This is a genomic window from Acinetobacter sp. Leaf130 (assembly GCF_001423205.1).
GTDB lineage: Bacteria > Pseudomonadota > Gammaproteobacteria > Pseudomonadales > Moraxellaceae > Acinetobacter > Acinetobacter calcoaceticus.
Window position 1 is genome coordinate 63,611 of record NZ_LMOE01000005.1, and the last position, 21,727, is coordinate 85,337.

Sequence of the window (21,727 nt, forward strand, 5' to 3'; positions counted from 1 at the left end):
TGAGGAAAGGCTCATGAAAAAACTTTGGCAAAATTGCCACATTGCGACCATGCAAAATGGGCAATACTCCTACATTGAAGATGCTGCAATTGTCACAGAAGGGCATCTCATTCAGTGGATTGGAAAACAACAACAACTTCCTACCGATACATATTCCGAAACAGTTGACTTAAAAGGCGCTTGGGTAACCCCAGGGTTTATTGACTGTCATACGCATAGTGTATTTGGTGGCAACCGTAGTGTTGAGTTTGAAAAACGCTTGCAAGGTGTAAGTTATGCTGAAATTGCAGCAAGCGGTGGTGGTATTGCTAGTACAGTACGTGCAACCCGTGAAGCCAGCGAAGAACAACTATTAAATTCAGCCCTTAAGCGTATTCGCTGTATGCAACAAGATGGTGTAACCACCATCGAGATTAAGTCTGGTTACGGACTCAATTACGAAAATGAGCGCAAAATGCTGCGTGTCATCCGTCAAATTGGTGAAGCTTTACCGATGACGGTAAAAAGCACCTGTCTGGCTGCGCATGCTTTACCACCAGAATACAAAGATCAAAGCGATGCTTATATCGAGCATATCTGTACAGAAATGTTACCGAAACTGCATGCTGAAGGTTTAGTCGATGCGGTTGATGCTTTTTGTGAGCATCTGGCATTTTCACCTGCTCAGGTTGAACGTGTTTTTAAAACAGCACAATCTTTGAATTTACCCGTTAAGCTTCACGCGGAACAGCTTTCATCACTAGGTGGTTCAAGCTTGGCAGCACGTTATCATGCTTTGTCAGCTGACCATTTAGAGTACATGACCGAAGATGATGTTAAAGCAATGGCAGAGTCGGGTACGGTTGCTGTGTTATTGCCGGGTGCTTTTTATTTGCTGCGTGAAACACAATATCCACCAGTTGAAAGCCTCATTAAACATGGTGTGCGTATTGCGCTATCGAGTGATTTAAACCCGGGCACATCTCCGGCACTTTCTTTACGTTTAATGCTGAATATGGGCAGTACATTATTCCGTTTAACGCCTGAGCAAGCATTAGCGGGTGTCACCATTCATGCTGCACAAGCACTCGGTTTAGAGCAAACGCACGGTAGTTTAGAGCAGGGTAAAGTCGCTGACTTTGTGGCTTGGGATATTGAGCATCCATCTGAAATTGTTTACTGGCTTGGCGGAGATTTGCCTAAGCGAGTCGTTCAGCATGGACAAGAAGTTATTTTTTAAACGGTGTCACATGAATCACACATTTAAATGGCAAGGCCGCCATGATGGCGAAGGTGAAGCACACCAACGCATTCATCATATTATCAACAAGACCCAACATGCCGAATTTGCGCTGATTGGTTTTAGCTCTGATGAAGGCGTGAAACGTAACAAAGGTCGAGTCGGTGCTGCTGATGCGCCAGACGCAATCCGTAATCAGCTTGCCAATTTACCTATTCATCGTCCAGTCAGTATTGTCGATTTGGGTACAGTGACCTGCGAATATGACAATTTAGAGCAAGCCCAAACTGAGTTGGCTGAGCAAGTCGCAAATAGCTTACAAAATGGTTTAAAACCGATTGTTCTTGGTGGTGGACATGAGGTTGCATTTGGCAGCTTTAGTGGTCTGTTCCAATATGTACAAGCCCACGCGCCAGATAAAAAAATAGGAATTATTAACTTCGATGCCCATTTTGATTTGCGTGAAGCAGAGCATGCAACCTCTGGTACACCTTTCTTACAGGCAGCTCGACTTTCAGAACAACATCAAAAACAATTTAATTATTTATGTATTGGGGTCGCTAACCATGCCAATACTAAAGTTTTGTTTGATACAGCCGATGCGTTGAATTGTTCATATTTACGCGACCATGAAGTTAATATTTTTAACCTGAATAACGTGCTTGCTGCGGTTGATGCTTTTATTGAAAAAGTAGACTGTTTGTACGTTACGATTGATTTAGATGTCTTCGCAGCTGCGGTTGCACCGGGAGTCAGTGCGCCTGCTGTAAAAGGAATTGATTTAGCCACTTTTGAAGCGATTTTTAAGCATATTCAAGAGACTGGAAAAATCAAACTTTTAGATATTGCTGAGTGCAATCCAAAATTTGATTTAGACAATAGAACAGCAAAACTGGCTGCCTATATTGTTTATCAATATTTGTTTTCTTGAGAAACAATTTTTAATGTAGAAATTAAAAAGTGCACTGAGATCGTTCATGTGCACTTTTTTAAGTTCTTAGTCTATTAAAGTCAGATGTGGAATATAGATAGCAACTATAAATAATATAATTAAAAAGAAAATTAATTTATAAAATCATTGAGTTAAAAAAATACTCGATTTTTACACCATTTTATATGCTGCTTGGCACGTAATTTGTTTTGTCTTTATTTTAACCTTTGTTAAATATTTCTGGATAATTAAATGAAAAACAGAACCTTACATTTTGCTTGTATCAGTGTTTTATTTTGGATGTCTCATTCTTCTGATGCTGCAACCCCTGAAATTAATACAAATACCATCGAAAAATTACAATCTAAACAAAACAGTAATGTCTCTGTTCTTGTGAAAGCTTTAAACCAGCTTTTACAAGAACAGTGGGAATACACTTTGAAAAATAGTCCTGAAACTGCAACTACTTTAGGAGATTTACGCTACAACAATCGATGGACTGAGCTTTCAAAAAATCAGATCGAGAAAGATAAAAAAAGTACGCAAAATTTTTTAAATCGTTTTGAAGCAATTGATAGCACAGGGTTTTCAGCAACTGATCAATTAAATAAAGATCTAATGATTTATCAGTTGAAAGAGACTCTTAAAAGTTATGATTTGAAATTGTATGAGATGCCTTTCAATCAAATGTGGGGACTGCATTTACAATTTCCGGGGTTTATTAGTTCGATTCCCTTTGATAATGCGAAGCAATATGAAGACTATATTGCTCGTTTAAAACAAATCCCTCTTATTCTTGATCAAGGTATTCAGTTAGCGAAACAAGGACAAAAAGATGGCTTGATGCCACCCAAATATTTAATTGAAAAGGTGGCAAAGCAGATTAATAGCATTGCAGCTCCCGTAGGGAAGGACAGTGTTTTTGCTTCTCCATTAAAGCAATTTCCAAAAAATATTTCGAAAGCAGAACAAGAGCGTTTAAGCCGTGAAATGCTACAGGCCATAGATCAGAATGTTCGGCCTGCCTATCAAAAACTCGGTACGTTTATTCAGAAAGATTACTTACCCTATGGACGACAACACGAGGGTATATGGAGCTTGCCAAAAGGTGACGAGCTCTATCGCTTTTATGTAGAAAATAATACGACCACGTTGGAAAGCCCTGAAACTATTCATCAGCTCGGATTAAAAGAAGTTGCTCGTATAGAAGCGGAAATGCTTAAAATTGCGAAAGCACAAGGTTTCAATGACTTAAAAAGTTTCCAACAATCCTTAAAAACAAATCCCGCTATTTTCCCAAAATCTCGTGAAGAAATTTTAGAGATTTATCGGGGGTATATTGCCCAAATGCAACCAGAGTTGCCGAAGCTCTTTGGTTTATTACCTAAAAATAAGGTCGAAGTTTTACCTGTAGAGCAATATCGAGAAAAAGAAGCGGCAGGTGCGGAGTATCACCAAGGCACGCCTGATGGTTCACGACCTGGGCAAGTGTATGTGAATACAGGGGACTTCTCTGAACGTTCAAAAATATCAATGGAAGCGACCGCTTACCATGAAGCAATTCCCGGCCACCATATGCAAATTGATATTGCCCAAAACCTGCCAAATTTGCCGATGTTCCGAAAGCAGCCGAATCACACTGCCTATATTGAAGGATGGGCACTTTACGCAGAGCAATTGGGTAAAGATGTGGGTTTTTATAAAGACCCGCTTTCAGACTATGGAAGACTATCGAGTGAGTTATTTCGTGCTTGTCGGTTAGTGGTTGACACTGGTGTGCATTATAAGAAGTGGACCCGTCAGCAAATGATTGATTTTATGCGAGAACATTCTGCTTTAGATGAACCTGATATTCAGGCAGAGACAGATCGATATATTGCTATTCCTGCACAAGCATTGGCATACAAGATGGGCCAATTAAAAATCTTAGAATTAAGAGAGTTAGCGAAACATGAGCTTGGAGATCGTTTTGATATAAAAGCATTCCATGACATGATCTTAAATGCAGGAACATTGCCTTTAAATATATTGGATGTCCGTATTAAAAATTGGATTAAGGAACAAAAAGCGGCAGCTTAAAATAAAATTCGAAATTTAGGTCAGGTCCTCGTTGGGCCTGATGTAAAAACCGATAGAAAACAGAATATAATAATGAAAAATATAGTTTCTTTTAGAATTTTAAATTGGAAAAATAATGAACCAGAAGAATAACCCGATTGGAATGATTGATTCTGGTTTAGGCGGGCTGTCTCTATTTAAGTACATTCGGCAGGCCCTTCCGAATGAAGATATTATCTATTTCGCTGACTCGAAATATGTCCCGTATGGAGATAAAGAAAGCGACTGGATTGTTTCAAGAACCACGCATCTAATTTCAAATCTAGTTGCACAGGGTAAATGTAAGGCGATCGTGATTGCTTGTAACACCATGACGGCTGTAGCGATTGAAACAATTAGAGCGCAAATTAGTGTTCCACTAATTGCCATAGAACCCGCGGTAAAACCTGCTGTAGCAATCACACAAAGTAAGCATATTGCTGTCTTGGCAACTGCAACGACGGTTAAGGGAAAAAATCTCAAGAATTTAATCGAAACTTACGCACAAAATATCAAAGTGTCTTTAGTACCTTGTATTGGCTTAGCCGAAAAAATTGAAACGGGCAAAGCGCATACAGCGGAAGTTAAAGATTATTTAAAAAATATCTTGGCGCCGCTGGTCGAGCAAAAAGTAGATACGATTATTTTAGGATGCACACACTATCCGTTTGTCTCAGATACGATTCAGGAAATTGTAGGCCGTGATATCCAAATTATTGAGCCTTCGGAAGCTGTAACAGCGCAATTAATTCGGCAGCTCAATCAATATGATTTAAGTTCTGAAAGTCCAAATGATGGAAATCATATTATTTGGACCAGTTCAGACCCGTTGGAAGTTGCGGATGTTACTTTTTCATTGTTAGGCACGCATTTACCCGTAAAAGCTATGGAAAAGTAAACTCTAGAAAAGATGATGAGAGGTGTATGCTTATCATCTTATATATTTATATAAACTATTAAATTAGAGTTAACGATCAATCTATTTTATTAACCAAATATATATAACTAAAGTTTATATTTTAAATTTAATTGAAAACCATAGGTATAATAAAGAGGATAATATTATTTAAATATTAATAAAATTATTATATTTAAACTTTTTTATTAAAATAAATTGACGTTCTTTATTATACCGATTATTATCTCGTTGCTGGCCTACATTGCCAGACGGTTTTGACAGACCGTAAGTCCCCATAGCGGATTATAGTTCTACTATAAGTCGTTAGACCCTTGCGTCCCCTTTCTTTGCGGTAGGACGGAAGGGGGACGCCCCGTGCGTGCTGGTCTCTATGGGCACCAGTCTGTCAACCCTCTTTCGTTCTACCACCATAAATTAATTCGCGGTGATCTGGTGGTAGGACTCCATTTTTAAGGAGTTGGCTATGCCACTATTCAAACTCATTTTCTCTCTTATTTAATTATTTTATTTATTTAAAATTTGGGTTTTTTGCGACCTGATTTTTTAAATTTATAAATTATTTTTATTTTAAAATTTTAATTATTTTATTTTCCTATATTTGTGGGAGGGTTAATTATTATTTAAAAAATTATTTTAATATTTAGGATAATCATATTTTTATTTTATTTAAAGATATAAATAATCATGAGAATAATATGAAACTTCATAAATTTATATTAGTTTTAAACCTTATGTTCGGTGCTTACAGTATTACAAATGATGATGCCAATGCTCAGCAGGAATTTAAAAGAATTTGTTCGTCAGGTGAACACAGGCAAGCCAGTTGCAATTGTATTTGCCAACAGCTTGCACAGGTGTATTCATCTCAAACCGTACAACGTTTAAAACACACCAGTTTGCAAAGTCCTGATCTCCCACAGGACTTTGCCCCTAACTTGTTCGGCATCATTCGACGCTGCGACAAAACTGAAATGGGCTAAGTTCGCTTAGCTCCTTTATCTCTGTGTCGCAATGATCTCTCAAACTTTAAATCAGCGCAAAAGTAAAAAGTCCGTTGTGACACAGGGTCCTAGGGGACTTCTCTATTATTAAACTCGATTTTCTTTCACGGGAAAGGGGCTGTGAGGCGTTATGAACGCAATAAAAAAGCCCGATATGCACTTACACATATCGGGCTTAATCAATCAGTTATTAAAGCAGGTGATACCTTAATAATGATCTCTTTTGAATTACTCTACAGTTACTGACTTCGCCAAGTTACGTGGCTGGTCAACATCTGTACCACGTAATACAGCAACGTGATAAGACAATAACTGTACTGGCACGCTATAAATAATTGGAGCTAACCATTCGTTTACCGCTGGAATTTGTACAACGTGCTGACGGTCTTTTTCACTGATTCCGCTATTTTCGTCAGCGAAAACAAATAATTCACCACCACGTGCTTGAACTTCTTCCATATTTGATTTGAGCTTATCAAGCATTTCATCATTTGGCGCAAGAATGACGATCGGCATTTCATTATCAACGAGTGCTAATGGACCGTGTTTTAACTCACCAGCTGCATAGCCTTCTGCATGAATATATGAAATTTCTTTGAGCTTTAATGCGCCTTCCAATGCGATTGGATAATTCGTACCACGGCCTAAGAATAAGCAGTGATTTTTTTCAACGAATAATTCAGACAAACGCAAAATTTCTGGGTCATTTTTGAGGGTATCAAGAATAACTTTCGGGCTGTGCCATAACTCACGTGTAATTTCTTCAAGAATAGCAGGGCTAATACGTTGTTTAACTTGTCCAATTTTAAGGATCAACAACATAAGCGCAGCGAGCTGAGTCGTGAACGCTTTAGTTGATGCAACACCAATTTCAGGACCAGCAAGCGTCAATAGGTGATGATCAGTTTCACGAACCATTGAAGACGTAGCAACGTTACAGATAGTCAAAGTCTGAATATCGATATTGTTTGCTTTCGCACGCTTTTGAGTTTCACGTAGTGCAGCTAAAGTATCAGCAGTTTCACCTGACTGTGAAATACAAATATAAAGTGTATTTTCAACAATTACAGGGGTGCGATAGCGGAATTCACTTGCAATTTCAACTTGGCAAGGCACACCAATCAGTTGTTCAAACCAATATTTCGCAATCATTCCTGAATGGTAACTTGTACCACAAGCGATGATTTGTACGCTTTGAATTTTATTGAAATCTGCTTCAGCATTTTTCAAGAAATCATCACGTAAGCTATTGCCATCAAGTGCTTGAGAAATTGTTTGCTTGATTGCTTCTGGCTGCTCATAAATTTCTTTGAGCATGTAGTGTTTGTATTCACCTTTTGATGCACTGCTTACGGTTGCATCAAGCTCTCTTACCGGACGTTCAACGCGTTCGCCATTTGCAAATACTTCAATTGAAGTACGTGTAAGACGGGCAATATCGCCTTCTTCTAGGTACATAAAGCGGTTTGTTACTGGTAAAAGGGCAAGTTGGTCTGAACTAATAAAGTTTTCACCAATACCTACACCAATGACTAAAGGTGAACCTTCACGTACAGTAATGAGTTCATCTGGATAATCGCTGTGGATAATACCTAGCGCGTAAGCACCTTTAAGCTGAGGTACAACAGTTTCAACAGCATCTAAAAGGCTATCTGTGCTTTTTAGAGCTTCAGCAACTAAGTGTGCAACAACTTCAGTATCTGTTTGAGAAGTAAAAACGTAACCTAAAGCTTGTAGGTCGTCTTTTAACTCTTGATAGTTCTCAATGATACCGTTATGTACAACAGCAACCTTACCAGACATATGCGGGTGAGCATTGTTTTCAGTTGGCTTACCATGGGTCGCCCAACGTGTATGCGCAATGCCGATAGCCCCTGTAAGTTGGTGTTCAGCAACTGCATCTGCAAGATTGATGACTTTACCTACACGGCGCTCACGTAAAATTTGTTGATTATTCAGTAAAGCAACACCCGCAGAATCATAACCACGGTATTCAAGACGTTTTAAACCTTCAATTAAAATCTCGGTTACACAACGCTCTGCAACGCCTCCGACGATACCACACATACTTCAATCCTCTTATTTTTTAACCTTTTGGGGACGTTGATAATTTGCTTTTGAAATTTGTTGCGCACGTTCAAAGGAGAGACTTTGTTCGGCTACATCTTTCGTAATCACAGAACCCGCACCAACTGTTGCGCCATTCCCAATGGTCACCGGAGCAACCAGCGAGCTATTAGAACCGATAAAAACGGCATCGCCAATAGTGGTTTTGTGTTTATTTGCACCGTCATAATTGCAAGTAATTGTACCTGCCCCAATATTTGATTCCGCACCGATTTCTGCATCACCTAAGTATGTGAAATGGTTAGCTTTACTACCTAGTCCAATCGATGTGTTTTTAACTTCAACAAAGTTGCCAATATGCACTTCATTTGCCAATTTAGCCCCTGGGCGTAAGCGTGCAAATGGTCCAATCTGAGCATTTTCGCCTACAACTGCGCCATCAAAAACGCTATAGGCCTGAACTTTAGTGCCTGCTGCAATTTTGGTGTTCTTTAAAATACAGCCAGCGCCGATTTCTACAAAATCACCAAGCTCACATTCACCTTCAATAATAACATTGATGTCAATACGAACGTCTTGTCCAACTTTTACAGAGCCACGTAAATCAAAACGTGCAGGGTCAAAGAACATTACACCTTGCTGCATTAACTTTTTGACTTGTTCTTGCTGGAACTGGCGTTCTAAAGCGGCAAGTTGTAAGCGGTCATTAACACCTTCAACTTCAAAAGCAAGCTCTGGTTCAACAGAGGCAACTTCTAAGCCATCTGCAATTGCCATTGCAACGATGTCAGTTAAGTAATATTCGCCCTGTGCATTTTCATTTGAAAGTTTAGGCAACCACTCATGAAGTTTTGCGTTGCTAACACAGTAAATGCCTGTATTAAATTCTTTAATTTGGCGTTGTTCTTCGTTTGCATCTTTATGTTCAACAATGGCTTGGATTTTGCCATTTTGGCGCACAATACGGCCATAACCTGTTGCATCATCTACAGTAAGCGTAACTAAGCCAATTCCTGTCTGAGTCGATGCATCTAATAATTTTTGCAACGTATTTGCATTAATGCATGGTACATCGCCTGATAAAATCAGTGAAACACCCTCTTTAGGGAGTACGGGTAAAGTCATTTGTACGGCATGACCTGTACCAAGTTGTTCAGCTTGCTCAACCCATTGAACATTTTCTTGGGCAAATGTTTGTTGTACGCGGTCACCACCATGACCATAAATAGTAATAATATTTTTAGCTTGTAATTGTTTTGCCGTTTGAATGACATGCCCTAATAGTGGGCGACCCGCTAAAGGTTGTAATACTTTAGGAAGCTGAGAACGCATACGCGTTCCTTTACCAGCAGCAAGAATAATGACGGTAGTTGACATGTATAACTCTAATGATTAAGTCAAATGGATAATAATTAGTGTACAAAGAGCAGCCCATACACCGGCAATAATATCGTCAAGCATAATACCAAAACCACCATGCACTTGACGATCAATAACACGGATAGGCCAAGGTTTCCAAACATCGAAAATTCGAAATAATATGAAGCCGACGATCACCCACATCCAGTTCATTTGTTGTAAATAAATGAGAGGAAGAAAGGTAATAGATTGCCCTGCAAATTCATCCCACACAATTCGACCATCATCGTGTACATTTATGACTTTTGCTGTTTGACCACAAATATAAATCCCGACCAAGGACATGATAATCATCGCGATTAAGCTTAAGTTAAATCCAAGCGATAACCAGATCGGAACGAAGAGTAGGGCAAAGGCAGAGCCAAAAGTACCAGGGGCTTTAGGTGCGAGACCAGATCCGAAACCAACTCCACAGAAAACGATGCAGCGGTTGAACCAAGACATGTCTTTAAAATGAATCGGCGGCTTATGCAAAGTGTTGGTATCCATGAATTTGCAATGGGTAATCTGAACCCAAATGCTCAAAAGTTAGTTGTGTTTGCTCAACGATCTGTCCGATCATTGTAATCTTAATGTCTAGTTGTTTTTGCAAAAGTTTTTCATAATTTTGCGGTGTTATTGTAAAACATAATTCGTAGTCATCACCACCAGCTAGCGCATATTGCCAGCGCTGCTGTTCTGGTAGTTTTTCTAGCGTTGAATCAATCGGTAACTTTTCTAAAAGTAATCGAGCACCGACCTTTGAAGCTTTTAAAATATGGCCTAAATCTTGGGCTAATCCATCAGAAATATCAATCATGCTAGAAGCAAGACCCTTTAACTGTTGTCCAAGCTGACAACGTGGTGTTGGGTAGTCTAGTCGTTGTTGTAAGGGATGACCTAGGTGTTGTAAACCATAGGCTGCATCTCCAACTTGACCACTCACACAAACATAGTCACCGACTTTTGCGCCTGAACGTAACACAGCTTGTCCAGTTTCAATCCAACCCATTGCCGTGACAGTAATGGTGAGATGTGGACCTTGGGTCGTATCTCCACCAATGAGAGCAACACCAAATTGATTACAGCAGTCATAGATTCCCTGACTGAATCCTTCAAGCCATTCATGGTCAATGGTAGGTAAGCTTAACGCAAGTAAAATACTATGAGGTTTAGCACCCATGGCAGCAATATCTGAAAGATTGACAGCCACACTTTTCCAGCCAATTGCATGGGGAGAGGTATCAAGAGGGAAGTGACGACCAGCAACTAGCGTATCTGCACAGATCACCAATTGTTGATTTTGGGGAGGGGTGATTAAGGCTGAGTCATCTCCAATACCTAAGGTGACATCTGTGTAAGATTGTCTGTTAAAGTATTGGTCAATAATAGAAAACTCAGCCATATCAACTTCAAACCTATTAGTTTGCTTGTTGTTTTTCAGCACTACGTAGTGTTGAACTTAAACGATCTAAAACGCCATTAATGTATTTATGGCTATCTGCTCCACCAAAGTGTTTGGCGAGTTCAATGGCTTCATCAAGAACTACACGATAAGGTACTTCTAAATGATCACGTAACTCGTAAGCACCTAAACGTAAGGTTGCGAGCTCTACACCATCAAGTGCACTAAGTTCACGGTCAAGTACCGGAATTAACAATGCATCAAGATCTTCGCGCTGTGCAATCACTTGCGTTAACAGTTCGTGATAGTAATTTAAGTCTACCTTGTGCATCGCATTTTCAGCACGTGTACGTGCTTCGATTTCATGTACAGGATTGTGACTCATTTGCCACTCATAAATACCTTGTACAGCAAAACGACGTGCTTTGCGTTTTGCTGCATAAGCGGCTTGCAGTGTTTGAGACATGCTTTAAATTGCCTTTAATAAATTAACCATTTCAATTGCAGTTAAAGCAGCTTCGCTACCTTTATTACCTGCTTTTGTACCTGAACGTTCGATGGCTTGCTCGATGCTATCAGTAGTTAATACACCATTGATGACAGGCAAGCTGCTTTCTAACGCGACTACACCTAAACCTTTTGCACATTCACCAGCAACGAAGTCAAAGTGTGGTGTGCTACCACGAATAACTGCGCCAAGTGCGATGATTGCATCAAACTGGTTTGATGTAGCTAATTTTTTAGCAACAATCGGGAGTTCCCATGCGCCAGGAGCATGAATAACAGTAATGTTATCTTCATTTACACCATGACGTTTTAATGTGTCGATTGCACCATCCAATAAGTGTTCAACAACAAAACTGTTGAAACGACCCACTAAAATCGCATAACGACCTTCGCTTGCGAGATGTAATAAACCTTCAATACGGCGAATTGCCATAGCAACCTCGATTATTTCGTTGTGATTTGATCAGCAGTGACATATTCCACTACTTCTAAATTAAAGCCAGATAAAGCATTGAAACGTAATGGTGAGCTAAGAAGCTTCATTTTTTCAACACCTAAGTCACGCAAAATTTGAGCGCCTACACCAATGGTTTGATATTGATGTGAAAGTGCTGCATTGGATTTCACCGGTTTTGGCTTATTTAAATCATCCAACGCTGGTCCCAAGTCTTGCAAATGATCTTGCCCGATCCAGACTAAAACACCGCGATCACTCGCTGCAATTGTCTGTAGTGCACGGTCTAGATTCCACGCAGGTTCACCGTCAGCTTTATTCAGCTTAAGTAAATCGCGAATTGGACTGAAACCATGTACACGTACTGTTGTAACACCTTCTTTTGGCTCGCCTTTGACTAAAGCCAAATGGATGTCCGGGTTACCAATCTCACGATAACGATAGAGTTCAAATGAACCATATTCTGTTTGAATGGTTTTTTGATCCAGACGTTCAACCGTTTGCTCATTGGTCATGCGGTAATGAATCAAGTCCGCAATTGTACCAATTTTTAAGCCATGCTTCTCGGCAAAAATTTCTAAATCTGCACGGCGTGCCATTGTGCCATCTTCATTGATGATTTCACAAATGACAGAAGCTGGTTCAAGACCTGCTAAGCGTGTTAAATCACAGCCCGCTTCAGTATGACCTGCACGATGTAGAACACCGCCTGGTTGTGCCATTAATGGGAAAATATGGCCCGGTTGTACAATATCACTTGGCTTTGCATGCGCTGCGACAGCAGCTTGAATTGTATGTGCACGCTCTGCTGCTGAAATACCAGTCGTAATACCTTCAGCGGCTTCGATTGATAGTGTAAAGTTTGTACTATGCTGAGCACCGTTTTGGTCAACCATCAAGGGAAGGTTTAACTGCTTACAGCGCTCACGGCTTAACGTTAGGCAAACTAGACCACGTGCATGGGTAATCATGAAGTTAATATCTTCAGGACGAACATGCGTTGCTGCAATGACAAGATCACCTTCATTTTCGCGATCTTCGTCATCCATCAAGATAACCATTTTGCCTGCACGAATATCGGCGACAAGATCTTCAACACGACTCAGCGGCATTCGCTTTCACCTTTTTTTGTCGTTAGACAATTTCTATTTAATAAATTTTGCATAGTTTACGCTGTTTAGAGAATTTTGCCTATGATTCTGATTTATCCAAATTTGCAACGAGATAGAATAGATCCAGCTTTATTTATACAAATAAATCATAAGAAAATGGAATAATTTAAAATAAAAACGATGAATTTAAATAAAAAAAACCTAGCCAAAAGGCTAGGTTCTGATATGCGCACTTATTTTTTATGAAGCTGCACTGCTTGGACTATCATTTTGTGGGATTGATTTTTTCCCCATCAAAATCTCAGTTCGGATATTTTGAGCAAGTTCAGCACATTCTGCATTCATGCCATTGATCATAAAGGCATGACGAGTCATGACATTACTTGGGTTTGGCATTGCAACAAGTTGATAGCTGTCTTGAATTGCCTTGAGTTGATCATTCTCAAGATATAAAGCAGATTCTTTCGCATGGAGATGCTGTGCTAAACGTTGAGCAGCTTCTTTCGCATCAATTTGCATCGCTTCCACAGCATTACAAGTTGCACTACGCGTTTGCAAAGCAAAGCGTTTATCTTCGCGGTAACGTTTATATAAAACGTCAGAGAGTAATTGGAATACGGTTCCAACCATAAGCAGACACTCTACAGCGTGAGTATGCGAAGTTGAAATCGCAAGTGTAGCGCCGTCAGCATTAAACTCATTTACGACTTCAATGTCCGCTAACTTTAACTGGTAATGCTTAACGCATAACTCAATACTCTTGTTTAAAAAGAGCTGACAGAGTTTAAAGTACGGCACAGATACCGATTGGTTGACACTGCTTAATAACTGTTTAGGGTCATAAAACTGAATATTGAGTGCCAACATATGTTGGTCAGCTGAATCTGTAGTTTTCTCTGGTTGTGGACGAACCGCCGGTTTACCTTTCGCTTGCTGTTGAGCTTGAGCAACTAACGTTACTGTATTTTGTTTTTCTAGAGCCAATGCCTGAGTTAACTGCTGAATTTCATGTTTTAAGCGGTTCTCTTCATTAATGCGTGCCAAATATTCGCTACGGGTCGGACGAGCAATGGCGCGATAGGCAAGCCATAATAAAACATGCAAAAACAGAGAAGCTAAGATTGCCAGCCATTGAGTGCGGAGAATTTCCCCAATACTTGGCTGAATAAGCGTAATCTCGATAGAACCCACTTTCTTTTCATTTTGCAGCGCATCGCGAGCAAAAATCTCACCTTGGCGAGTTTTCGAAATTCCGCTCGTTGCCAACACTTGTTTATTGGCATCAAGAATGCGAATAGACGCAACGCTTGGATTGGTCGCATAGCGATTGGCAATTAGAGCTAAAGATACCGTATTTGCCGGTTCAAGCTCAGATAAGCTGTCTGCAACGAGCTGACTGGTCATGAGCTGACCTTGACTCGCACGGTTTTCATTGAGCTGGTGTGTCGTTGCAATCACCAATAAAAAGGTATGCAATGCAAAACTAACGATCAGTAGGCTAGCAAATAGCCCTTGTCTAGGCGCAATCAAGTTAAACTTCCAAGGCAATTATATTGAAATTCGATTATGATTCTTACAATAGTTGTCACTCAGACTAGAGTCAATTCATGCGAGAAATCATTCTTATATCCTTTTTAGGACCAGACCAACCAAACCAGTTTACCCGATTAATGCAAGTACTATCCGTACATTCATTGCAAATACTGGATGTAGGTCAGGCTGTTATTCATAATCAACTCACATTGGGCATTGTAGTCGCGTCAGATAATGAAACTGCGACCGCATTGGCAATGAAAGAAATTCTGATTTTAGCACATGATATTGGCTTAACAGTGCGCTTTAAACCAATCACAGGCGCAGAATACGATCAATGGGTAAGTGAAGGTGGTCGTACTCGTTATATCGTCACGGCTTTAGCACCTGAACTCACTGCTGCCCACTTACAAGCAGTTACACAAATTGTGTCTAGCCAAGGCTTTAACATTGAAACTGTTACCCGTTTATCAGGCCGTGTCGACTTTGAAAAGGATAGCGCATTTCCACGTCGTGCATGTGTACAGTTTGGTTTAAGTAGTGGTCCAACTTTAGATGCACAAGCCATGCGTGCAGCATGTTTACGTCTTTCAAGTGAATTAAACATTGATGTGGCTGTTCAAGAAGACAATGCTTATCGACGCAATCGCCGTTTAGTGTGTTTCGATATGGACTCAACATTAATTGAACAAGAAGTTATTGATGAGTTGGCGATTGAAGCAGGGGTAGGCGCACAAGTTGCTGAAATCACTGAAAGAGCGATGCAAGGCGAACTTGATTTCCAGCAAAGCTTCCGTGCTCGTGTTGCATTATTAAAAGGGCTAGATGCTGCTGTTTTACCTAAAATTGCAGAGCGCTTAACCATTACTGAAGGTGCAGAACGTCTCATTTCAACATTGAAGGCGCTTGGCTACAAAACAGCAATTTTATCTGGTGGATTCCAGTATTTTGCTGAATATCTACAAGGCAAACTTGGTATTGATGAAGTTCATGCCAACATTTTAGATGTGCAAGACGGTTTCGTAACAGGTGAAGTGAAAGGCGCAATTGTTGATGGCGCACGTAAAGCTGAGCTATTACGCGAACTTGCAAATAAAATGGGTATTTCTCTAGAGCAAGCGATGGCAGTAGGCGATGGCGCAAACGATCTACCTATGCTTGCGATTGCGGGCCTAGGTGTTGCTTACCGTGCTAAACCTTTAGTTCGTCAAAATGCAAATCAGGCTATTTCAAGTGTTGGCTTGGATGGTGTGCTGTATTTGCTGGGCATGCATGACAAAGATTTAAACCGTGCTTAACCTATAAGGCTAAGCTTTAAGCGCTACTTCAGAGTAGCGCTTTTTTTATGCAGAATCGTCATAAAAACAAGCATGTTATGCTCAAATCGTGCACAGAAAAAAGGCAATAAAAAAATCTGAAAAAAACTTATTTTGGTCCTTAAAAACAGCATATTTTTTTGTAATGACACGCCAGAATTGATGCCATATAGGGAATCGAACTTTTTGAATTTTACAAAAATGTAATGACAAAAGAATGTTGCGACAAAGTGTGTCGCATTAAGAAATAACGGGTCTTTTTTTCTAAAAAAAAACATCCATAATGCATCCTAAGCTTCAACACAAATTATGAATTAAAGTTGTTTTTGGAATGAGGTCGGGTTTTTAAGACCGAATCTTTTTAGACGTTTTCATTAAGACGGAGGTTTCTATGGTAACAGCGAATTTTGCCGCTATCGCCGGATTCAGCTTGATCGCTGTCGCGCTTGTTGCTGTTTTCTTTTCTCCTTACCGTCGTTGGCTTGGTTTTATGCTTGCAGGGATGTTCTTTTGGGGGCTATTGGAAGTGGTCCGTTTTGGAGTTCAAGTCACTTTTGAAATGCCAGTCACATATAGTTATTTAACTGCACTAAGTCTAGCGATGGTAATGGTTACATTTATTTTGTTACGTGAGGATAAACAGGCACAAAAGGCTTTGGCAAATCGCCAATATATAGAACACACGCCAGTATATGAAGATGATCAGCAGCAATGTTCTAGCCGATAATTAAATTGTTATCTAACGGTAAAGAGGTATGCACAGCATGCCTTTTTTATTTACGAAACGTGATTTTTATTATACAAAGCATTTATTAAAAAATAGCCAGTTATGCTACGATACATGGGTCTGTTGACGTTTCATCTAGATTGCGTTGCCAGCTAAAAATTATCAGTTAATGCACAAAACACAGGCAATGGTATGTCCTTACTGAGTTTTGCTCTAAAGTTTTCATAAAAATACAATAGGCGTGAATGTTCATGAAACTTTCTTCTATACCTGTAGTCAAATTACCTCTCGTTGATGTCAGTACAGACCCGTTAGATTTATTGGTAGCAGGTTTAGTGCTGCGTATGAAGCAATTGGCACGTACTAGCCCTAAGTTTATTGAATTGATTCATGACCGCGCATTCCGTATTCAGATCGGTACGGATTTAGGTGTTGCACGTCAGATCATTATTAATAATGGACAGATTGACACTGTTGCAGGCGCACCTGAAAAAGCTGATTTTATCTTGCAGTTTGCAGATAGCGAACAGGGTGTAAAAACTTTGATTAAAGGTGACCCAACAGCATTCATGACAGGTATGCAAAACGGCAGCATTAAAATGGAAGGTGACTTCAGCCTATTGGTTTGGTTTAACCAAGTGGCTAGACTCATTCCACCTAAATTGCCAAAACCAGTTAAAGATAAAGTACGTCAGGCACGTGCTTTTATTAAAGAGAAAACTGGTCGTTAATCGCCAGATATAAAAAAACTCCCAAATGGGAGTTTTTTTATATCTATGCTTCGACTTCCAAGTTAAACGTCACCGGACCATCATTAATTAAATGAACTTTCATATCGGCTGCAAAAATGCCAGTTTGAACTTTTTCAAATTGTGAATGGGCATATTCAACCAGCTGTTCATATAACGCTTTGGCATCTGCTGGCGGCATGGCTGGACCAAAATCTGGACGTAAACCTTTTTGCGTTTGAGCCATCAGGGTAAATTGCGAAACAAGCAGGATTCCACCATTTGCTTGAGAGACATTCCAGCCCATCTTGCCCTGTTCGTCATCAAAGATACGATATTTCAAAATCTTATCAATAAGCTTTTGGCCAATCGCTAAAGTGTCATCACGGCCGATGCCTAAAAAAACCAATAAGCCTTGTTGGATTTCACCGGTAGTCTCACCGTCAACCACCACTTTAGCTTCAAGAACTCGTTGTATTAAAGCACGCATAGTTAAAGCAAATTTCTGCAATTGATTGAATTGGCGTAGTTTAGCAGAAATTAAATTAAATGATTTTTAAAAGGAAATTTCACGGAGCTGCAACAATGGTCTAAAAGCTCGCAATTCATTTATAAAAATATGCTTTAATGCTAAGAAGCAAGCGAATAATCACTGACTATGTCTCCAATTATCCATTCTTTACTAGATACAGACTTGTACAAATTTACGATGTTACAGGTGGTTTTGCATAAATTTCCGCAAACTCATAGCGTCTATCATTTCCGCTGTAGAAATTTAGAAGATACTGTCTATCCACTAGTAGATATTTTGGATGATTTAAACGAGCAACTCGACTATTTATGTAGCCTTAAATATAAAGAAGATGAGCTTCAATATTTGCGTAAATTACGCTTTATCAAAAGTGACTTTGTTGATTATTTGGAACTATTTCAACTGAAAAGGCGCTTTATTCAGGCCAGCATTGATGCGGAAGGTCGTTTGGATATTCGTATTGAAGGTCCGATGGTCCAAGCCATGATGTTTGAAATTTTTGTATTGGCAATTGTAAATGAACTCTATTTTAGCCGTATTAAAAACGATGAAGTATGGGCTGAGGGTGAACGCCGTTTACAAGCCAAGCTTGAATTGGTTCAGCAATATGAAAAAACTCAAAAACCGAATGACCCACCATTTTTAGTCTCTGATTTTGGTACACGTCGCCGTTATAGCTTCGTATGGCAAAAACATGTTGTGGCAGCTTTTCATAAAACCGTGCCAAATGTATTCCGTGGTACAAGTAATGTGTTACTTGCTAAAGAGTTAAACATTACGCCAATTGGAACCATGGCCCATGAATTCCTACAGGCTTTTCAGGCACTTGATGTCCGTCTACGTGATTTTCAGAAAGCTGCTTTAGAAACGTGGGTTCAAGAATATCGTGGCGATTTAGGAATTGCCCTAACTGACGTTGTTGGTATGGATGCGTTCCTCCGAGATTTTGACTTGTATTTTGCGAAACTATTTGATGGCTTACGCCATGACAGTGGTGACCCATATGAGTGGGGCGATAAGGCTTATGCGCATTATCGTAAATTAAAAATTGATACCAAAACCAAAATGCTGACTTTTAGCGATGGTCTTAATTTGCCAAAAGCATGGGAATTACATCAATACTTTAAAGATCGTTTTCAGGTGAGTTTTGGTATTGGAACTAATTTGACTAATGATATGGGGCAAAAGCCGCTCAATATTGTGTTGAAACTAGTTGAATGTAATGGTCAGTCGGTTGCGAAAATTTCTGATAGTCCCGGTAAAACCATGACTGATAACGATACTTTCTTGGCTTATTTACGTCAGGTTTTTGAAATTGAAGAACTTGAAGAAGTGGTTTAATTAAAAATTAGTCTCGCTATTTTGTATTTTTAAAAGTAAGAATGCTGATATCTGATTTTCTGCTAAAGAGTTGCAGAAAATCAGAGTTTGTTAGATATAAGCTTGTGCTAATATGAAATTAAGCTGGTATAAAAAGAAACCATGACGATGACACTCCCGGATTTTAAACTCGATTTATTAATAGAAGCAGAAGAATTAGTGCCTTATTTAGGCAATGAATATATTCGCATTATAGATTTGAGCCGTGCTTCTGTTTATGAGCAACTTCATATTCCGCATGCTATTCACTTACAACCTAAATGGTTAGTGTCTCAACACGAAGAAGCCACTGGCATTTTGCCAGATGAAGCAGGTTTACAAGCACTGATTGAGAAATTGAATATTTCACCTAATCATCATGTTGTGGTCTATGACGATGAAGGCGGAGCATGGGCGGGGCGTTTAATCTGGAATTTGCATTGCTTAGGATTCACTCGTACCAGTTTAATTAATGGTGGTATCCATGCATGGTTAGGAGCAGGGTTACCAACTACAGCAGAAGTCGAAGAAGTTTCTCCTGTTACTGACTTAATTCAGATTGATTTATCGCATGCCGCTCAGTTCCGTGTGAACTATGAAGAGCTACGCAAACAAGTAGAACAAGAAAATGTCCAATTGTGGGATTGCCGAACAAGTGATGAATATAGTGGGATCCGTTTAGCAGCGCGACGCGGCGGTCACATTCCAAATGCACTCCATTTTGAATGGAGTACTGCACTTAATCGTCAAAATCATCTAAAATTGCACCCGCTTGAACGCACGCGGCAGCGCCTTGAACAACTTGGGTTTGATTTACAGCAACCCGTAGTTGTGTACTGCCAGTCACATCACCGTTCCGGTTTGGCCTATATTTTGGCTAGGCTCTTGGGCTGGGAAGCAAAAGCCTATGATGGTGCGTGGAGTGAATGGGGCAATCGCCTCGATAGTCCTATTATTACTGGAGAATCACCGTCGTGAGTTTCACATCTCGATTAAAAAAAGAATTATTTATTAAGGCACAAAACCTTGTACCACAGCACCAATTGAGCCGTGTGGTAGGTAAAGTTGCTGCGAGTGAAAATCCAGTTGTGAAAACTGCTGTTATTCATGCATTTAAAACCAAATATGGGATTGATTTATCGATTGCTGAACAAGGCAATGCACTGAAATATAAATCTTTTAATGACTTTTTTACTCGTGCTTTGAAAGATGGCGTACGTTTAATCGATGACAAAGCAGATAGCATTGTGTCACCGGCAGATGGTGCGATTTCTCAAATCGGTAAAATTACTGCGGGTGAAGTATTTCAAGCAAAAGGACAAAGTTTTTCTGTAGAGAAACTCATTGGCGATCCGCAACTTGCTCAGCCTTTTCAAGATGGCGAATTTGCGACAGTTTATTTATCGCCACGCGATTACCATCGTGTACATATGCCATTTGCAGGCACATTAACTGAAACGTTGTATGTACCGGGTGAGCTATTTTCAGTAAATCAGGTGACTGCTGAAAATGTACCAGGACTATTTGCCCGTAATGAACGTATGGTGTGTTTGTTTGATACTGAACTTGGCCGTATGGCTGTTGTGTTAGTGGGTGCTATGATTGTTGCAGGTATTGAAACTGTGGCAACAGGCAAGGTAAAACCTTCAGGTCGTATCGAATTACAACATCATCAGTTGAAACTAGAAAAAGGTGCCGAGCTTGGACGTTTTTATTTAGGTTCTACTGCCGTTATTTTATTTGAAAAAGATAAGATCGAATGGGAACAACGTTTTAAAGCTGAGTCTGTAGTTGTAATGGGCGAGCGTATGGGACATACGGTTTAATTCGTAAATAAGATTTAAAAAAAGGGAGCTTATGCTCTCTTTTTTATTTAAAGATTTTATATATTAACTATATTATGATTTGATCACAGATGATTCCATAAATAACTTTTTGTCTAATAATAACCATTCAATAGGAAATAAAATGTATTCAAGTTCTATTATTCCCTTATATTTTGCCTCAGCTCTAACATTTCTTGCTGCATTACTTCATTTTGTTTGTGTATTCTGGGGAGCAAATGGTTTTAGGTTTTTAGGGGCGGGGAAAACTATTGTTAAAATGGTAGAAAGAGGACATTGGTATCCTAATTTTACAGCTATAGCTGTGGGGTTAATTCTAACTGTATGTGCTACATATGCCTTCTTTGCAGCAAAGGGAATACAGGTATTACCTTTTACCAAAATTATTTTGTCGCTTGTCGCACTTATATTTCTTATCCGTGGTTTTGCTTTTCCATGGTTAAAGTCAAAATTTGTTGGAAATAGTGATTTATTTTGGTATGCCAGCTCAGCTTTTTGTTTAATTCTGGGGGCTTTATATGCCGCAGGAGTATATTTAATTTGAAATGAATATATTTTAGGTTAAGTAGAATTAATAA

The 21,727-nt window shown here is 39.5% G+C and carries 20 protein-coding genes and 1 pseudogene; 12 read left to right on the plus strand and 9 right to left on the minus strand.

Annotated features, from left to right (window positions below):
• The first annotated feature begins 13 nt into the window (after positions 1–13).
• The 5 genes and pseudogenes from hutI to ASF86_RS10875 all read left to right on the plus strand — a co-directional run bounded on the left by hutI (position 14) and on the right by ASF86_RS10875 (position 6,156).
• Positions 14–1,219 carry an imidazolonepropionase gene (gene hutI, locus ASF86_RS10855; protein ID WP_056482003.1) on the plus strand — a complete coding sequence of 402 codons (1,206 nt, stop codon included), beginning with the start codon at positions 14–16 and terminating at the stop codon, positions 1,217–1,219.
• 10 nt (positions 1,220–1,229) lie between these two features.
• The gene (hutG, locus tag ASF86_RS10860) at positions 1,230–2,150 is read left to right on the plus strand and encodes a formimidoylglutamase (protein ID WP_056482006.1); all 921 of its coding nucleotides are present in this window, start codon (positions 1,230–1,232) and stop codon (positions 2,148–2,150) included.
• Between the two features lie 252 nt (positions 2,151–2,402).
• Positions 2,403–4,229, plus strand: coding sequence for a DUF885 domain-containing protein (locus ASF86_RS10865; RefSeq protein WP_056482009.1), 1,827 nt, complete (start codon positions 2,403–2,405; stop codon positions 4,227–4,229).
• A 115-nt stretch (positions 4,230–4,344) separates the two neighbouring features.
• Complete coding sequence (murI, locus tag ASF86_RS10870; RefSeq protein ID WP_056482012.1) at positions 4,345–5,145, plus strand: glutamate racemase; 801 nt, start codon at positions 4,345–4,347, stop codon at positions 5,143–5,145.
• A 716-nt stretch (positions 5,146–5,861) separates the two neighbouring features.
• Positions 5,862–6,156, plus strand: a pseudogene (locus tag ASF86_RS10875) (hypothetical protein).
• 239 nt (positions 6,157–6,395) lie between these two features.
• Here ASF86_RS10875 and glmS read toward each other — a convergent pair.
• The 8 genes from glmS to ASF86_RS10915 form a co-directional block, all read right to left on the minus strand.
• Positions 6,396–8,234: a glutamine--fructose-6-phosphate transaminase (isomerizing) gene (gene glmS / locus ASF86_RS10880; protein ID WP_056482018.1), complete on the minus strand. Its 1,839-nt coding sequence runs from the start codon at positions 8,232–8,234 to the stop codon at positions 6,396–6,398.
• A 12-nt stretch (positions 8,235–8,246) separates the two neighbouring features.
• Positions 8,247–9,611, minus strand: a complete 1,365-nt coding sequence (gene glmU / locus ASF86_RS10885; RefSeq protein WP_056482022.1) for a bifunctional UDP-N-acetylglucosamine diphosphorylase/glucosamine-1-phosphate N-acetyltransferase GlmU — start codon at positions 9,609–9,611, stop codon at positions 8,247–8,249.
• A 15-nt stretch (positions 9,612–9,626) separates the two neighbouring features.
• Complete coding sequence (locus ASF86_RS10890) at positions 9,627–10,142, minus strand: phosphatidylglycerophosphatase A (protein WP_005044357.1); 516 nt, start codon at positions 10,140–10,142, stop codon at positions 9,627–9,629.
• Entirely contained in the window at positions 10,120–11,037 is a 918-nt protein-coding gene (thiL, locus tag ASF86_RS10895) for a thiamine-phosphate kinase (RefSeq protein WP_056482025.1), read from the minus strand. Before thiL ends, ASF86_RS10890 begins: the two co-directional genes overlap by 23 nt.
• A 16-nt stretch (positions 11,038–11,053) precedes the next feature.
• Complete coding sequence (gene nusB, locus ASF86_RS10900; protein ID WP_005037915.1) at positions 11,054–11,503, minus strand: transcription antitermination factor NusB; 450 nt, start codon at positions 11,501–11,503, stop codon at positions 11,054–11,056.
• A gap of 3 nt (positions 11,504–11,506) precedes the next feature.
• Entirely contained in the window at positions 11,507–11,977 is a 471-nt protein-coding gene (ribE, locus tag ASF86_RS10905; protein ID WP_002119264.1) for a 6,7-dimethyl-8-ribityllumazine synthase, read from the minus strand.
• 11 nt (positions 11,978–11,988) lie between these two features.
• Positions 11,989–13,110, minus strand: coding sequence for a bifunctional 3,4-dihydroxy-2-butanone-4-phosphate synthase/GTP cyclohydrolase II (ribBA, locus tag ASF86_RS10910; protein ID WP_003654193.1), 1,122 nt, complete (start codon positions 13,108–13,110; stop codon positions 11,989–11,991).
• 240 nt (positions 13,111–13,350) lie between these two features.
• Positions 13,351–14,658: a hypothetical protein gene (locus ASF86_RS10915; protein WP_081407676.1), complete on the minus strand. Its 1,308-nt coding sequence runs from the start codon at positions 14,656–14,658 to the stop codon at positions 13,351–13,353.
• Positions 14,659–14,717: 59 nt separating this feature from the next.
• Here ASF86_RS10915 and serB point away from each other — a divergent pair, with 59 nt between their 5' ends.
• From serB to ASF86_RS10935, 3 genes are all read left to right on the plus strand, one after another.
• On the plus strand, positions 14,718–15,941 hold the full coding sequence (gene serB, locus ASF86_RS10920; protein WP_017391083.1) for a phosphoserine phosphatase SerB: 1,224 nt from the start codon (positions 14,718–14,720) through the stop codon (positions 15,939–15,941).
• 409 nt (positions 15,942–16,350) lie between these two features.
• Positions 16,351–16,686, plus strand: coding sequence for a ciprofloxacin tolerance protein AciT (gene aciT, locus ASF86_RS10930; protein WP_002119105.1), 336 nt, complete (start codon positions 16,351–16,353; stop codon positions 16,684–16,686).
• A gap of 251 nt (positions 16,687–16,937) precedes the next feature.
• The gene (locus ASF86_RS10935) at positions 16,938–17,417 is read left to right on the plus strand and encodes a hypothetical protein (protein ID WP_003654185.1); all 480 of its coding nucleotides are present in this window, start codon (positions 16,938–16,940) and stop codon (positions 17,415–17,417) included.
• A gap of 43 nt (positions 17,418–17,460) precedes the next feature.
• On the opposite strand, the gene dtd is transcribed toward ASF86_RS10935, so the two are convergent.
• Positions 17,461–17,904 (minus strand): D-aminoacyl-tRNA deacylase, encoded by a 444-nt coding sequence (gene dtd, locus ASF86_RS10940; protein WP_004640087.1) that lies wholly within the window; start codon positions 17,902–17,904, stop codon positions 17,461–17,463.
• Positions 17,905–18,072: 168 nt separating this feature from the next.
• On the opposite strand from dtd, the gene pncB reads away from it, so the two are divergent.
• The 4 genes from pncB (at position 18,073) to ASF86_RS10960 (ending at position 21,693) form a co-directional block, all read left to right on the plus strand.
• Complete coding sequence (gene pncB / locus ASF86_RS10945) at positions 18,073–19,287, plus strand: nicotinate phosphoribosyltransferase (RefSeq protein WP_045126113.1); 1,215 nt, start codon at positions 18,073–18,075, stop codon at positions 19,285–19,287.
• A gap of 147 nt (positions 19,288–19,434) precedes the next feature.
• Entirely contained in the window at positions 19,435–20,283 is an 849-nt protein-coding gene (locus ASF86_RS10950) for a sulfurtransferase (protein WP_056482031.1), read from the plus strand.
• The gene (gene asd, locus ASF86_RS10955) at positions 20,280–21,131 is read left to right on the plus strand and encodes an archaetidylserine decarboxylase (protein ID WP_056482034.1); all 852 of its coding nucleotides are present in this window, start codon (positions 20,280–20,282) and stop codon (positions 21,129–21,131) included. Before ASF86_RS10950 ends, asd begins: the two co-directional genes overlap by 4 nt.
• A 142-nt stretch (positions 21,132–21,273) precedes the next feature.
• On the plus strand, positions 21,274–21,693 hold the full coding sequence (locus ASF86_RS10960) for a hypothetical protein (RefSeq protein ID WP_056482037.1): 420 nt from the start codon (positions 21,274–21,276) through the stop codon (positions 21,691–21,693).
• Positions 21,694–21,727 lie beyond the last annotated feature (34 nt).